Annotated in this window: 18 protein-coding genes and 1 pseudogene; 9 read left to right on the top strand and 10 right to left on the bottom strand. The window is 54.0% G+C overall.

Features of this window, described 5'->3' with window-relative positions; translation table 11 throughout:
* Positions 1-32: 32 nt before the first annotated feature.
* The 3 genes from AACY26_RS00775 to AACY26_RS00785 are packed head-to-tail and all read right to left on the bottom strand — an operon-like array spanning position 33 to position 3,233.
* Positions 33-1,277 carry a lipoprotein-releasing ABC transporter permease subunit gene (locus AACY26_RS00775; protein WP_339510066.1) on the bottom strand — a complete coding sequence of 415 codons (1,245 nt, stop codon included), beginning with the start codon at positions 1,275-1,277 and terminating at the stop codon, positions 33-35.
* Positions 1,277-1,960 (bottom strand): lipoprotein-releasing ABC transporter ATP-binding protein LolD, encoded by a 684-nt coding sequence (lolD, locus tag AACY26_RS00780; protein ID WP_339511652.1) that lies wholly within the window; start codon positions 1,958-1,960, stop codon positions 1,277-1,279. Before lolD ends, AACY26_RS00775 begins: the two co-directional genes overlap by 1 nt.
* 22 nt (positions 1,961-1,982) lie before the next feature.
* Positions 1,983-3,233, bottom strand: coding sequence for a lipoprotein-releasing ABC transporter permease subunit (locus AACY26_RS00785; RefSeq protein ID WP_339510068.1), 1,251 nt, complete (start codon positions 3,231-3,233; stop codon positions 1,983-1,985).
* A 96-nt stretch (positions 3,234-3,329) separates the two neighbouring features.
* Here AACY26_RS00785 and AACY26_RS00790 point away from each other — a divergent pair, with 96 nt between their 5' ends.
* From AACY26_RS00790 to AACY26_RS00815, 6 genes are all read left to right on the top strand, one after another.
* Positions 3,330-3,911, top strand: coding sequence for a PilZ domain-containing protein (locus tag AACY26_RS00790; protein WP_339510070.1), 582 nt, complete (start codon positions 3,330-3,332; stop codon positions 3,909-3,911).
* Positions 3,912-3,934: 23 nt separating this feature from the next.
* Complete coding sequence (locus AACY26_RS00795; protein ID WP_339510072.1) at positions 3,935-4,237, top strand: phosphodiesterase; 303 nt, start codon at positions 3,935-3,937, stop codon at positions 4,235-4,237.
* 87 nt (positions 4,238-4,324) lie between these two features.
* On the top strand, positions 4,325-5,062 hold the full coding sequence (locus AACY26_RS00800) for a glycerophosphodiester phosphodiesterase (protein WP_339510073.1): 738 nt from the start codon (positions 4,325-4,327) through the stop codon (positions 5,060-5,062).
* Between the two features lie 234 nt (positions 5,063-5,296).
* Complete coding sequence (gene dksA, locus AACY26_RS00805) at positions 5,297-5,701, top strand: RNA polymerase-binding protein DksA (protein WP_339511654.1); 405 nt, start codon at positions 5,297-5,299, stop codon at positions 5,699-5,701.
* A gap of 92 nt (positions 5,702-5,793) precedes the next feature.
* On the top strand, positions 5,794-6,708 hold the full coding sequence (folE2, locus tag AACY26_RS00810; protein WP_445261248.1) for a GTP cyclohydrolase FolE2: 915 nt from the start codon (positions 5,794-5,796) through the stop codon (positions 6,706-6,708).
* Between the two features lie 221 nt (positions 6,709-6,929).
* The gene (locus tag AACY26_RS00815) at positions 6,930-8,021 is read left to right on the top strand and encodes an SMP-30/gluconolactonase/LRE family protein (RefSeq protein WP_339510074.1); all 1,092 of its coding nucleotides are present in this window, start codon (positions 6,930-6,932) and stop codon (positions 8,019-8,021) included.
* A gap of 38 nt (positions 8,022-8,059) precedes the next feature.
* Here the strand turns inward: AACY26_RS00815 and AACY26_RS00820 are convergent, their stop codons facing one another.
* The 7 genes and pseudogenes from AACY26_RS00820 to AACY26_RS21285 form a co-directional block, all read right to left on the bottom strand.
* Complete coding sequence (locus AACY26_RS00820; RefSeq protein WP_339510075.1) at positions 8,060-8,656, bottom strand: LysE family translocator; 597 nt, start codon at positions 8,654-8,656, stop codon at positions 8,060-8,062.
* Positions 8,657-8,707: 51 nt separating this feature from the next.
* Positions 8,708-9,544, bottom strand: coding sequence for an AraC family transcriptional regulator (locus AACY26_RS00825; protein ID WP_339510076.1), 837 nt, complete (start codon positions 9,542-9,544; stop codon positions 8,708-8,710).
* A gap of 146 nt (positions 9,545-9,690) precedes the next feature.
* Positions 9,691-9,870, bottom strand: coding sequence for a hypothetical protein (locus tag AACY26_RS00830; protein WP_339510077.1), 180 nt, complete (start codon positions 9,868-9,870; stop codon positions 9,691-9,693).
* Positions 9,867-11,018, bottom strand: coding sequence for a PepSY-associated TM helix domain-containing protein (locus tag AACY26_RS00835; protein ID WP_339510078.1), 1,152 nt, complete (start codon positions 11,016-11,018; stop codon positions 9,867-9,869). The genes AACY26_RS00830 and AACY26_RS00835 overlap by 4 nt, the downstream gene beginning before the upstream one ends.
* A gap of 559 nt (positions 11,019-11,577) precedes the next feature.
* Positions 11,578-11,679, bottom strand: coding sequence for a Fic family protein (locus tag AACY26_RS21280; RefSeq protein WP_445261249.1), 102 nt, complete (start codon positions 11,677-11,679; stop codon positions 11,578-11,580).
* An 8-nt stretch (positions 11,680-11,687) separates the two neighbouring features.
* Positions 11,688-11,927 (bottom strand): hypothetical protein, encoded by a 240-nt coding sequence (locus AACY26_RS00840; RefSeq protein ID WP_339510080.1) that lies wholly within the window; start codon positions 11,925-11,927, stop codon positions 11,688-11,690.
* A 21-nt stretch (positions 11,928-11,948) separates the two neighbouring features.
* Positions 11,949-12,020, bottom strand: a pseudogene (locus AACY26_RS21285) (hypothetical protein); the annotation flags it as partial.
* Between the two features lie 650 nt (positions 12,021-12,670).
* On the opposite strand from AACY26_RS21285, the gene AACY26_RS00845 reads away from it, so the two are divergent.
* Genes AACY26_RS00845 through AACY26_RS00855 form a run of 3 tightly spaced genes read left to right on the top strand, consistent with a single transcriptional unit; the run spans position 12,671 to position 14,891 of the window.
* Entirely contained in the window at positions 12,671-13,630 is a 960-nt protein-coding gene (locus tag AACY26_RS00845) for a cysteine synthase family protein (RefSeq protein ID WP_339510082.1), read from the top strand.
* Between the two features lie 33 nt (positions 13,631-13,663).
* Entirely contained in the window at positions 13,664-14,233 is a 570-nt protein-coding gene (locus AACY26_RS00850) for a phosphoribosyltransferase family protein (RefSeq protein WP_339510084.1), read from the top strand.
* Positions 14,226-14,891 (top strand): YggS family pyridoxal phosphate-dependent enzyme, encoded by a 666-nt coding sequence (locus AACY26_RS00855; RefSeq protein ID WP_339510086.1) that lies wholly within the window; start codon positions 14,226-14,228, stop codon positions 14,889-14,891. The genes AACY26_RS00850 and AACY26_RS00855 overlap by 8 nt, the downstream gene beginning before the upstream one ends.
* Positions 14,892-14,928: the final 37 nt, after the last annotated feature.

Genomic DNA, 14,928 nt, shown 5'->3' on the forward strand with positions numbered 1-14,928 from the left:
GAGCGGCTTTTTATGTCTGGAACCCTGCCAACTTACTCGTAACGCAAGGCCTCGGCAGGCTGAATGCGCGATGCACGCCAGGATGGATACAGCGTCGCCAGAAAGCTCAGGCCAAATGCCGCTGCGCAAATCAGCAGTACATCGGACAGCTGCAGTTGCGAAGGCAGATTGCTGATGAAATACACATCAGAACTGAATACGTGCTGGCCGCTGACCCGCTCGATCCAGCCGACCAACTGACTGACATTCAGGGCGGCAACAATGCCAAGCGCACAGCCAATCAAGGTGCCAACAGTGCCGATCACAGTCCCCTGAACGATGAAAATACCCATGATTTGCCGTGGCGTTGCGCCAATGGTACGCAAGATGGCGATATCCGCACCTTTATCCGCAACCACCATGATCAATGTCGCGATGATATTGAATGCCGCAACGGCCACAATCAGCAGCAACAACAAGCCGATCATGGTCTTTTCCATCTTCATGGCGCTGAACAGGCTGCCTTGGGTGAGCGTCCAGTCACTGGCGCGGTAATCAGCGCCCAAGCTGGCGGCAACTGCTGCCGAAACCTGCGGCGCGGCATACAGATCCTTGACCTTCAAGCGCACGCTTTGGACCTGCCCCGGCTTGTAGCGCTGAATGTCTGCGGCATCGGCAACGTTAATCAGCGCCAGCGAGCTGTCCAGCTCTGCGCCAACTTTAAAGATGCCCACCACATTCAAGCGCTTCATGCGCGGGGTAATACCGCCCGGCACCGAACTGATCTCAGGCACGATCAACGCCAGCTTGTCACCGATATTCAAACGAAAACGTCGAGCGGTAATCTCACCAATCACCACGCCGTACTCACCTGGCTTCAGGTCCGCCAAGCGTCCTTTGACCATGTGATCGCCGATGATCGACACCTTGGGCTCAAGTTGCGGGTCAATTCCCTGCAACTGAATGGGCTGCATGGCGCCGCGAAAGGACAACATCCCTTCCAATTCTGCAAAAGGGACAGCGGCAATCACTTCAGGATTCTTTTGCGCCGCATCAGCCACGACTTTCCAGTTATCCAACGGTGTAACCGCTGAAATACTGGCGTGCGGCACCATGCCGAGAATCCGCGAACTCATCTCTTTTTGGAAGCCGTTCATCACCGATAGCACCACAATCATGGCCAGCACGCCGAGCGCCAGGCCAATCATCGAGGTCAGCGAGATAAACGAAATAAAATGGTTGCGGCGTTTAGCCCGCGTGTAGCGGGCACCGATAAAGATACTCAGCGGGCGAAACATCAGTTAGCCACCAACTTGCCGTCTTCAAGGCGCAGGATGCGATCCATCTGCTGGGCCAGCTCCAGGTCGTGGGTCACCACCAAAAATGCCGTTTGCGAAGAGCTGCTCAGTTCACGCATCAGCTCCTGGATACCTTCTGCGGTGTGGTGATCAAGGTTACCGGTTGGCTCATCAAGCAGCACCAGTCCAGGGCGGTTTACCAAGGCGCGGGCAATTGCCACGCGCTGGCGCTCACCACCGGACAACTCCGCAGGCTTGTGCGACAGGCGATGCCCAAGTCCGACACGCGTGAGCAATTGCGTGGCGCGGCTGCGTGCTTCGCTGATTGAGGTACGCCCGATCAGCAGCGGCATGCAGACGTTCTCCAACGCGGTGAACTCTGGCAACAGATGGTGAAACTGGTAAACGAAACCCAGCGAACGATTGCGCAACAAACCACGCTGCTTTTCATTCAGCGCCGACAACTCTTCACCGGCCAACCAGACACTGCCTGTGCTTGGCGTATCAAGACCGCCGAGCATATTGAGCAAGGTACTTTTACCCGAGCCTGAGCTGCCAACGATGGCCACGCGCTCACCCGGAAACAATTCCAACTGCAAGTCATCAAGCACCACAACCGACTGCGGACCTTCATCGTAACTTTTGCTGAGGTTGCGGCAACTTAGAACAGCCTGATCCTGCATGACGTGCTCACCTTTAATCTGATTACTCATATCGCAATGCCTCTGCAGGTTGGGTGCGTGCAGCACGCCAGGCCGGGTACAGGGTAGCGAGGAAACTCAACACCAGCGCAGCAGCACAGACCTGCACCACATCCGCGGGCAATAGCTGCGAGGGTAGATAGTCAATGAAATAGACATCGGCATTAAGAAACTTGATGCCTAGCAAATGCTCAAGGCCAGCGATTGCCGAACTGACATTCAGTGCGGCAAAGATACCGAGCACAGCGCCAATCGCGGTGCCAAATACGCCAATCACAGTGCCCTGCACCATAAATATGCGCATGATCTGCCCCGGCGTGGCGCCGAGTGTGCGCAAAATGGCGATATCCCCTTTCTTATCATTGACCACCATCACCAGGGTCGAAATGATATTGAACGCGGCGACCGCCACAATCAGCAGCAGCAGCAAGCCGATCATGGCTTTTTCCATGCGGATCGCCTGATACAGATTGCCGTGGGTGCGCGTCCAGTCACGAGCGTAATACTCACCATTACCCAAGCTTTGCGATATCTGCCAGGCCGTACGTGGCGCCTGGAACAGATCAGCAAACTTCAGGCGGATACCCTGCACCTGTCCCGGCTTCCAACGTTGCAGGCGGGCCAAGTCCTCAATATGGGTCATGGCCACATAACCATCAATCTCACCCGCCCCGACATGGAAAATGCCAACCACAGTAAAGCGCTTGAGCCGCGGGAACATCCCGGCAGGCGTCACCGTCATTTCAGGTGAGACAAAGGTAATTTTCTCGCCAAGGCCAACACCGAGCTTCTTCGCCGCGTTGTCACCAATGACGATGCCGAATTCGCCCGGCGCCAAGGCCTGCAAGCTGCCTTGCTTGAAGAAGTTATCAATGATCGAAACCTTGGCCTCCTCTTTCGGGTCGACGGCGTTGATCAGAACTTTTTGCACCTTGCCGTCGTGGGTCAGCAGACCTTGCATCTGGCTAAAGGGAGCAACCGCCAAGACTTGCGGATTGTTCTCGGCCTTGCCAGCCAGACTGCGCCAATCATCAATCGGCGTTGGGCTTTCAATAGTGGCGTGGGGCACCATGCCCAGCACGCGCGAACGCATCTCATGGTCGAAACCATTCATGACCGACAACACCACGATCATCACCAGCACACCCAGTGCCAGCCCGATCATGGACGTCAGGGAAATAAACGAAACGAAATGATTGCGACGCTTGGCGCGGGTGTATCGCGTACCGATAAATACGAACAGGGGTTTGAACATTTTTGAGGGCTTGTTCGAAGAAAAGAGAAACGTCCATGTGGCGAGGTCGGGTCAGCAGCCTTACACTCAGACAACCACTGCTGCTACGGGTTCGCCATGTCGACTCAAGATGATCAAGATCGCCGTGAATACTATCGTATCGAAGATACCTTAGCACTGGAATTTAGCTGCCTTTCAGACACTCAAGCGCTGTCAGGCGAGGCACTGCATGACAACTCCCCGCTGTTTAACCTGCTCAGCGAATTGCATGTGCTCGACTTTGAATCGCAGCATCTGCTACGCCATATCAGCGAGCGCGACCGCACGCTAGCCAGCTATTTAAAGGTGATCAACAAACGTATCGACCTGCTTGGTCAAGCCGTGGCACAGAGCCTCTTGGGCGATATTGGTCCGCCAAAAAAAGTCACAATCTCCGAAGGAGGCGTGAGCTTCAACAGCGCACAAGCGGTTGAAGCCGGGACACACCTTGCAATTAAATTGGTGCTAATGCCGCAGGCGCTGGGGCTGTTGTTGCGCGCCAAAGTCATCCATTGCCAAGCCATTGACGACGGTCAATTTGAAATCGGTACCGAGTTCGAATCGTTGACCGACGCACAGCGCCAATTGCTCGCTCGGCATATCCTTCAACGTCAAGCCCTGGAGCGTCGACAGGCGCTTGAACAACCCGATCCAAGCTGACGAACCCAATAGGATATCCTGCTATGCCTCGCCTACTGCCTAACCTGCTGGCGCTTAGCCTGATGCTGCCACTGACCAGCAGCTTTGCCGAAAACCTGACCATTCCAGTTGGCCAACAAGGCGACGCTAGCCAGGCGCAATCACTGCCCAAGCGTGGCGAATCACGCAGTTCAGTGCTTAATCGTTATGGCCTGGCCGATGAAGAACATAAGCCTGTCGGCCAGCCGCCGATCACCCGTTGGGACTACCGCGAGTTCAGCGTGTATTTTGAGTATGACCATGTCGTCGATAGCGTACGCCACATGCCTGTACATCCCGCGAATTAGCGCACTGCGCGCTTGACCCGCTGCGCAACTGGCTTTATCAATAGAGCATCGCTGACGCCGTGATCAGCCCGAACTCAAGGAGCAACTGTGACGCTGATCTATGGACACCGTGGCGCAAAAGGCGAAGCCCCTGAAAACACCTTGGCCAGCTTTCAACAATGCCTTGAGCATGGCGTCAACCGCTGCGAGCTGGATTTGCACCTGTCGCGTGACGGCGAGCTGATGGTCATCCACGACCCAACCCTCAAGCGCACCACTGGCCGGCGAGGCAAAGTGGTTGAGCACGACGCCCATGAACTGGTCACTTACGATGCACGCAAAGGCGGCCCAGGCTGGGTCAAGAGTTGCCCAATTCCCCCCCTGAGTGAACTGTTTGAGCACTGCGCCTTCGAGCATTGGCAGCTTGAAGTCAAAAGCGCCTCGAAAGTCCGCGCCGCACGCACAGTCGAAGCCATCGCCAAGCTTGCCGAGCAATACGGCCTCAGCGATAAAGTCACTGTCACCTCAAGCTCGCGGGAAGTGCTCAGCGCACTCAAGCGCCTGACTCCGCAGTTGTCACGCGGCCTGGTCGCAGAATACTCCTGGCTCGACCCGATCAAGGTTGCACAGCATTATGAGTGTGAGTATCTGGTGCTCAACTGGACCATCTGCACCCCGGAGCGTTTGGCCAAAGCACAGAAAGCTGGCTTGCATGTGTCTGTCTGGACCGTGAACGAACCCGCACTTATGCGTCGACTGGCCGATTTCGGGGTCGACAGCATCATCACCGACTTCCCCGGTATCGCCGTTAAAAGCCTCAAGGATCTAAACCCGGCACGCCCCTAGAACACTGACTTAACCAAGCAGGTCGATCTCGCCAACTCGCGAAATCGACCCGGCTTGCGCCAATTATCATCAACCGCCAACAAACCAAGCCACCAAGGAACAGCGCATAAAAGCTTTATCGTGGCTTTGATTTTGTTATGTTATAACCTAATTAACCTGAATATTGGCAACCCGACTAGAGCCGGAACACACATGAGCATCCCTGACGACTGCGCACACCCAACACAGCCCTGCTTGACCGAGGAACAGCTGCTCAAGCAACCGGCCGATGCCTATATGAACAAAGCCCAACAGGCCTTCTTTTATGCACTGCTAAACCGCCAGCGCCTGGCGCTGCAGCAGCGCATTGAAGAGGAAATGCAGGTGCTTCGCGAGCAACAGTCCAACAGCGACCCAATGGATGTCGGCAGCGCCGAAGAGCAGCGCCAATGGCAACTGCGCTTGCTTGAACGCGAAAAAAAGCTGCTAAACAAGATTGACCAAGCATTGCAACGTTTAGCACGTGGTGAATATGGCTGGTGCATTGAGACAGGCGAACCCATCGGCCTCAAGCGTCTGCTTTTCCGTCCTACGGCCTCACTCAGCGTCGAAGCCAAGGAACGCCAGGAGCAGAAAGAAAAACACCTGAGCAAAGCCTAATTAGCGCCCTGTTTGCACTTAAGTCGCCAGCGGATACAAGCAGCCGGGCGCTGAATTCCATACCTTTTCATATTGATCATCCAGAGCCTCCAATGAACAGCCAAGCCATGTACCACCAGACAATGCCTGATATCGCAGCGCAAACAGCCTCTGCACGCCAAACGCTGGATTGGGTCGGGATGAGTAATATCGATGTGCCGTTGCTGATCGAAGGGCAACCCTCAAGCGGCAAGGTGGATGCAGGCGTTAGCCTCGATGATGAATCTGCGCGTGGTATCCATATGTCGCGCCTGTACCTTGCGCTGCAAAAGCTTGCGCAAGAACCACTTTCACCTTGTTTGATCAAAGAAGTCCTAAACGACTTCCTGCTGAGTCATACCGGCTTGTCGCAGCGCGCATCACTGAGAATCAGCTCGGCTCTGCTGCTCCAGCGCCCGGCCTTGATCAGTGCTTTATCAGGCTGGAAAGCCTATCCAATCACCATTGACGCCAACCTCGATAGCAAAGGCCTGCACCTGGAACTCGGGCTGACACTGGCCTACTCCTCAACCTGCCCCTGCTCGGCAGCACTGGCGCGGCAATTGATCCAGCAACGCTTTGCCCGTGACTTCAACTCGGCGACTATCGACTTCGAGCACGTCCATGCCTGGCTCGGCAGCACCGACGGCATTCTCGCCACTCCACACAGCCAACGCAGCACCGCCCACATGCGGCTGCGCTTGGAACCACAAATGACCGACTTTGCGATACAAAGCGTCATTGATCGAGCTGAGCGAGCACTGGGCACGCCGGTACAAACCGCCGTCAAGCGCGCAGATGAACAGGCATTTGCCCTGGCAAACGGGCAAAACTTGATGTTCTGTGAAGACGCCGCTCGACGCCTTGATCTAACCCTGCGCGAACAACCGGGCATTACCGGCTTCACGCTTAAAGTTACTCATGCTGAAAGCTTGCATGCCCATGATGCAGTTGCCCACAGCAGTTGGAACTGGGGATTTCCTGCTTAAAGCAATACCAGCGTCATAGGTATAGCCATCGAGGGCTATGCGATTTATGCGGAAAATCAAATAGTCATCATACAACAATCAGGATTAATTCATTAATATTCAGGCGCTTACTAATTTATAATTTACATATCGCGCCACAAATAACCAAGTCATCGTACATCTTGTATCCTTACTCTCGCCTTATGCCGTTACGCAGATCAATAAAAACAAAAGGGATACCTATGAACGATAAGCCAATCATCGGCAACTCTCGCCGCCTGTTTCTCAAACACAGCCTCGCTTACTCGGCTGCCGCCGTCAGTATGGGTGCCTTACTGCCCCAACTTGCCCGTGCAGCGGAGCCATTAAGCGCCCGTTATCCAGACCCTGCTGTTGAAGCGCTGGATGATAGCTTTCTCGACCTGCGCCTGTTCAATGCCAGCGTCGAGAAACTGGCTACCGGGTTGCGCTGGGCTGAAGGCCCGGTCTGGATGGGCGCAGGTCGCTATCTGCTGCTCAGTGATATTCCCAATAACCGCATTATGCGCTGGGACGAAATCAGCCAGTCGCTTGGCGTATACCGCGACCAATCGAACTTCTCCAACGGCCTGGCCTGCGACAACCAGGGTCGTTTGATAACCTGCGAAGGCTCAACCACCCACGAGCTAGGTCGGCGCGTGACCCGCACCGAGCACGATGGCAGCATCACTGTGCTGGCGGACAACTTCGAAGGGAAACGCTTCAATTCGCCGAATGACATCGTGGTCAAGCGTGATGGCTCAATCTGGTTCACCGACCCACCCTTCCAGTCCGGCAACGAATATGAAGGTCATAAAATCCAGACTGAGTTGCCCCATGGCGTCTACCGCATCGACGGCGACAGCCTGAAAATCACCCAGGTAATCAATGAACTTGCTGGCCCCAACGGCCTGTGCTTTTCGCCGGATGAAAAGACGCTTTATATTGTCGAAGGTCGCGCCAAACCCAACCGACTCGTCTGGGCCTACCCGGTCAATGACGACGGCACCCTGGGCGGGCGCAAGAAGCACATTGAAGCCAGCGCATACGGCGCGCTTGATGGCATCAAGTGCGATGAAGCCGGCAATCTCTGGTGCGGCTGGGGCAGCAATGGCTCGCCACAGGGCAAGCCTGAAGAGCTTGATGGGGTGCGGGTATTCAACCCACAAGGCAAAGCCATAGGCCACATATCGCTGCCAGAACGCTGTGCAAACCTGTGCTTTGGTGGCCCGCAAGGCAATCGCCTGTTTATGGCCAGCAGCCACTCGATTTACTCGATCTTCGTCAACACCCGCGGCGCTACATTCGTCAAGTAAGCGCCTGGCCACGGCCTTAGGGTCGTGGCCTTTCTGATCTAGATCAATAGCGGCAACCAGGCCGACATGAACAGCAATAACGCCAGCACCTGATTCATCCGCTTCTGTGCCTGTGGCGAACTCAAAAGCTGAGCGCTGCCCAAACCAAGTACCGCCCACAACGTCATGCATGGCAAGGAGACCAGCAGAAAGGACAGCGCCAACAGCAACACGCGCACGCTCCTGTCATCATTGCCGGCAAACACACTCACCACAGCCACCGCCATCATCCAGACTTTAGGATTGACCACTTGCAGAGCTGCAATGCTGAGCACACTGACACCTTTGCTCCGTGGCGCATTCACTTCAAATGACGCAGGCGGGCTGTTAAAAATCTGCCAAGCCAACCAACTCAACCACAACACGGCGCACCAAGTCATCACCTGCTGTACGCGCGCAAAGCGCAGCAGTGTTTCACCCACGCCTAGGCCGACAACCAACACGATAAGCGCCGCCGTCATGCACGCACCCAAGATTATCGGCAACGTGGCCCCCAGCCCAAACCGGGAGCTATGGCTCAGCACCAGAATATTGGTCGGCCCCGGCGTGACTGAAGCCACAAAGGCAAACAACAAAAAAGGCAGCAAAAACTCCATGGCAAGGACTCCGATTCAATAAGGAAGCCCATGGTTGCAAGCCTGTAGCGATCAGTCTGGAAGCTTTGAGCAACGCTTGCGGTAATCCGCAGGTGTGAGTTGATAGGCTCGTCGGAACCAGCGACCCAAATGGCTTTGATCGGCAAAGCCAAGCGCACTGGCCACTTGTGCAGGTAACTCGCCGCGGGCCAATAATTGCCGGGCCCTGGCCAAGCGCAGCTGGATCAAATAGGCATGTGGCGCCAAGCCAAAGGCGGCTTTGAAGGCCCGGGTCAGGCGGAAGCGATCAACTGCGCAGGCCTGCGCCAGATCATCCAGCCCGATGTCTTCACAGATATTGGCATGCAGGTAATCACGGGCAACTTGGGCGACCAATGGCAGGCGTGGGTCCCGATATTGACGCTTTCGCCAATCAAGGTGACAGGTGAGAGAGTCCAGCAAGGCGTCGATCCTGCTCTGACGCACAATGCGTAAATCGCCGGTATGCAACGCATCAAAGGCCAGGTTAATGGCTGTCGACAACCTTGGGTCTTGGCTCAGGATGGAGGCAAACCCCAGTTGACTGTCAGCCGGCGCCTGCTCGAACAGTGCGCGCAGCTCTCGTTCCAGCCAATGCGGTTCGAGGTACAGCATGGAATAGGTAAAACCCTCCTCGGTCGGCGCATGGCCATCGTGGATTTCACCCGGCTCCAGCATGAATATCTTGCCGGGCGTGCTCAGATGGCGAACCCGCCGGCAGTTGAACTGCTGCACGCCCTGACCCGTCACGCCGACCAGAAAACTGTCGTGCCAGTGCGGATCGTAGGCATGACCCTGAAAATGAGCCCGAATCGATTCAATCCCGGTCTCGGCATCCTGGGCCAGCTCGATCCAGTTGCGTTTATCCACGAATGACTCCAGTGCTGGGCGTTAAGCTTAATCTGCGCGAAAGTCTAAATTACCTTGCTAGGGAAAATCCTGTTTAGAAGATTTGTGCAGTTAAAGCGACTGGAACAAGTAACACGGCAGCGCCGAGCAACAACGCTGCCGTGTATTTAAGTGCGGCGCGGCAAACACCAGCACACCCAGCCAACCAGTAGCAGCGGCAGCCCCAGACTCAGCCAAGAGAGCAAGTCGTAGACCTCATCTCCAACCAGCGCCGAGACCAGACCGAATAGACTGAGCAATCCCAGCAGCAACGGCCAACGGAAGATCATCCAAACTCCGCGTCTCATTGCCTGCCCTCCGCGACCAACCCACCTGCATCCAGTTCTGCCAAGCGCTTCTCCAGAGATGACTTTCTCCGACCCAGCCAGAGATAGAGGCCGCTGCCAAGAATGACAATTGAAATCACGTCCAGCAGGGTCCAGATGATTTTCAGCGGCATGCCGCCGTAGTCACCGAAATGCAGGGGTTGTGAGAGCAGCAGGGTTTTTACGTACCACGGCATCTCTCGCATATCAGTCAGTTCGCTGGTCTGGGCATCCACCAATACAGGCTTGAGCAGCCGTTCAGTGATCGGCGTGGCGCCGCGCATAAATACCGCATAGTGATGCTGACTGCTGAACTGAGTGCCCGGGAAAGCCACGATACTGACCGCCATGTCCGGCGCAGCCTTGCGCGCCGTTTCAAGCGCCGCATGCAACGAGCCCGGCGATTTAAGCGGTGGCTGATCCTTGTATGGCGCGGTCATTTCAGCCAACTGGCCCGTCTGCCACAAGCCTAGAATTGGGATCGACAAGGTGTTGATCACCCCGGTCAAACCGACCACCAGTACCCACGCCAGGGTAACGATGCCCAGTACGTTATGCAGGTCGAGCCACTTCAGGCGCTTGCTGCGCTGGGTACGTACAGTGGCGAAGTCCAGCTTACGCATAAAGGGGGTGTAGACCACCGCGCCAGACACCAAGGAAGCCACCAGCAACAAGCCCATGAAACCTAGAAACAGATAACCCGGCAGCCCCATGAACATGTCGGTATGCAGCTTGAGCATGATGTACATAAAGCCACCGGGCGGCGGCAGCGGATCAAAGAACTCGCCGGTGCGCGCATCGAACGGCTGGATATGACCATTCTCCGGCGGCGGCACTAGCGTCGGCGCAGTCAGCACCGCCCCTATCGGCTCATCCTTCTCAAAGAATACAAAGCGCGCAACCTCACCGGGACGTGCCGCCAGGGCACGGGCCATAACCTCGTCATAGTCAATCGCCGGTGTTTGTGCGGTGATTGGCTTGAGCTCCGGGTGCGGCTCAAAGTAGTGCTCGATCTCCTCATGGAAAATCAACGGCAATCCAGTCAAGCACAGCATCAACAGAAAGATCGTCGAGATCAGACTGGTCCACTTGTGCACCAGATACCAATTACGCAGGGTTCGGGGAGTCATGTTTTTTCTTCTTAGGTGTCACAGTTTTTACGGTTATTCAGCGGCTCAAACAGGCCAATAGCTGCTCGGCCAGCGCGAAGCCAGACCTGGATCTCATTGACATCACACATACGCGGAGAAAAGCAGATGCGGACGCTCTGCAAGCCGTTAACAGCGGCACAACACCCGCCCTATGCGCAGATAATCACGCGCGGCATAAAATGCATTTGAGAAGTATTCGCATATTAACCATTCACCCTCGTCTTCACAAGCTGAGCGCGCACGCCCCCCCCCTCCCTAACCCAAGAGCAATATGAGTTGTGGACTGTTCAGATGCTCAGCTTCTATTGGGCAGTTGCTGCCCATTACGAACGACAAAATTGGCCAGATACTGAGGCACCACCTGACATTCCGGGAGCCAGGAATGAAACCTGCCGAATGACAAAGGTACGGGTAGCTCTCCATCCTGCAAAAGAAATAGTCCGCATGGCTATCGCCCTCGCCACTGCTTACCCAACTCAGTCAGGTAATACCGTTGCCAGCGACTAATCAGCTTGTTAGGTAATGTCATGGCAATCAACTAGGCATCCAGCGCTGGGCGCAGATAGCGCTCACGGAAAGGTTTGCGGTCAGCCAAGTCCAGCGCGGCTTGCAATTCCTCGCAACTGACCTCGCCGACCACATACTTGATCAGCCCAGCGACTTTTGGGGGGGGACTTGAGGTGTGACTTGGGGAGTAATACTTAGAATCGCATCGCGCAACATGCTCAACATAAACACAATAAACGGCGCGCTGTCGGCTTGCCGGGTGCTGTCATTGATAGCCGCGTAGTACTCGGCTTGATACGCGTACACCAGGCTTTCTGCCGGCACATGCGCGATTAGTGGCTGCCAACGGCTCAGAATCAAGGTTTGCCACAGGCGTCCCATACGCCCATTACCATCGGAAAAGGGATCGATAAATTCGAACTCGTAGTGAAAAACGCAACTGGCAATCAGCGGGGGCTGATCGGTTATTCCCAGCTAATGCAGTAGATCGCGCATTAGCTTACTCACGCGATTGGCTGGTGGGGCCATATGCACCACCTGATCCCCTTCATCACGCCCACGCCGCCTTAGCGATAATGCCCGGGATCGTCGATCAGGCATTTCATCAGCAGCGCGTGTGGGTCGAATATCCCCCCTGTTGCTGACCCCGGCGCTAAAATGGAACCACTCGCATGTAAGTGAATCGCTATAGCCTCTGTAGCCATAATGCGACAAGTAATTTCTTATCTTGTGTTTTGAAAAAAAATAGAGAACTATCCCGGTGCACCTAAATGTCACTTTGCAAAAGCTGGTGACTCCCGAGTAGCTGTCCGAATTTGCGGCGTCTCCAGTCTTGCGCCCAGTTGTATCAGGCACGATACGAACTTAAGTCTCATAGGAATTGAGCTTCCAGCCACTGCGAAATTTGCAGGCAGGAGAAATCAAGGATGTACCCAATGACTAGTTTCCCCGCTAGCCCTGCGATCTTCCACTTTGCCTATTTGACCTCCGCAATGCGCTCATGGCCAGGAAGATCCATCTCATTAAAACCTCCAATAACGAAACTTTAATAAGGTTCGGTCCGGCTTTTTATGGACTGCATATTGAGTCGCTCGAGTCATCAAGGACGATGGAGTTATACATTTATGCTAACAAAGGCTGAGCTTCACCACGTCGGCAACACTCAACTGCATCGAGTGAATAGCGCCAATGCAAATGGCAACACAATTTTTGCAAAATGCGAGTTTATGAATCCAACAGGGAGCCATAAAGACAGAACGTTCCTGCACATGGTTGCGGAGCTTGAAGCTGCTGGCAAGATCACTCCAGGAATGACTCTGGTTGATTGCTCCACCGGAAACGGTGGTGCTGCCCTCGCATGGATTGGAAAGATGAAAGGCTATAGCGTCGTGATCTTTATGCCTGAGGGAATGACCGAAGAACGTAAGAATCAAATTCGCGAGCTTGGAGCTGAGATAATAGAAACCGACAAGGATCAGTTTCTAAGCGGTTCGGTGCTGGCCGCCAAAGACTACGTTACAGATAAGCCCGTAGACAAATTCTACTTCTTGGATCAAGGCTCTAGCTTACTCAATAAGTCAGCTTGGACCCAGTGTGGCAACGAAATTGTCGCCCAGCTAGAAGAGCAGAAAGTAACGCCCGATTATTTTGTGTGCTCAATTGGGACTGGCGGTACTTTCTCGGGAATATCTGAGGTTCTCAAAGCTAGATATCCCAATATAAAAACTATAGGTATTGAGGTAGATAAATCCGCACCTTTGTATGCTAAGAAGAATAAATTAGATTTCCAGCATAAGCCTCACAATATGATGGGGTTAGGCGCGGGCGTACTATCTTGCAATACCAATGAGCAAGTCATCGACGAGGTAGTTGTCGTCGACGGTACTCACTCGTGGAGCCGAATGAAGCAGTTCATTGAGGAGGAGCAGCTTGGCATAGGGCCTACATGCGGAGCTAACTTGTATGTCTGTGAACAGCTTTCCAGAGATATCACAGGCAAAGTGATAGTGACTCTATTCTTCGACTCTGCATGGAAATATAAGAGTCGTTGGTCAGGGGTTTACCCTGAATATAACGGTAGCTAATAAAGTTTATATTGATGCTCTAAGGAGGGATATATGCTTCTCAAGGACGTATACACATCTGCCAAAGTAGTTAAATCAGGTAATCATTTCACGACAGTCAACGAGTTCACAGATCAGCTGCCTGCACTACGGCCCAAGGTGCTCTGGGAAGCCGCTTTGGAGGTGGTCAAGGCTGGCAATTTCAATGTGGACAAGATCGTGACGGAGGAAGACAAAGGTGCGCCATTGGCCACGCTGGTCTCTGTCATGACAAACACTCCGCTGGCTATTGCTCGCTGGTATCCCTATAGCCTGGGTACTCACAACGAGGTAAAGGTAAAGATTGAATCCGAATACTTTCGAGGTGACTTGTACTTAAATGGCGTGCTTCCGGGAGATACCGTCGCGATCATTGATGACACCATAAGCACAGGTGGTGCATTGATTGCCTTAATTAAGGCAATTCGTGAAGCCGGTGGAACTGTTGGCGAAGTTGTTTGCGTGGTAGAGAAGGTCGACAACCGTGGAGTTGAACGGGTTCTCAAAGAGACCGGTATCACAGTTAAGACCATAATGAAGATATCCGTAGCTGAAGCTGGCGTCCAGGTGCTAGCCAATGAATGACGTAATTCGGAACTATCGAACTGTCAATAGCGAGATCAGCTCCGAACTCGAAGGCCGAACGGAGCAAGCTAGGAAAGTGCAGTTAGTCGTAGTATCAAAATTTCACGGTGTTGAGCGGATCCGTCCCTTGCTTGAAGATGGCCATCGCACCTTCGGTGAAAGCAGGTTAGAGGAGGCGCAGGAAAAGTGGTCAGTCCTTGCAATGGAATTCAATGACGTTAGTCTCCATTACATAGGCGCGATGCAGTCAAAGAAGGTTAAGGATATCGTCAAACTGTTCGATGTAATCCACTCCATAGATAGGCCAGAAACTGCAATGCGAGTCGCCAAAGAAATCGACATGCAAGGTAGAAATGTCAGTTGCCTGATTCAAATTAATATCGGCCAAGAGCCACAAAAATCGGGCGTGCTACCAGAGGACTTCGAAAAATTATTTCGTATATGCACGGAGGACTACAACCTGAACATATCTGGGGTTATGTGCATTCCCCCGGCAGGTCTTGATCCATCCCCATACTTCTTGCGTATGAAGGGAGTCAAGGATACATATGGGCTGCCCGAGCTTAGCATTGGTATGAGTAGCGACTATTTATGCGCAGTTTCGCATGGAGCAACCATGGTGCGAGTGGGAGCAAAAATCCTCGGGGCGAGAAACTAGCTTTGTATACAGGCAAGCCTATAGATGCATAGGGAGA

The sequence above is a fragment of the Pseudomonas sp. RL_15y_Pfl2_60 genome (assembly GCF_963970595.1).
In the GTDB taxonomy this organism is placed as follows: domain Bacteria; phylum Pseudomonadota; class Gammaproteobacteria; order Pseudomonadales; family Pseudomonadaceae; genus Aquipseudomonas.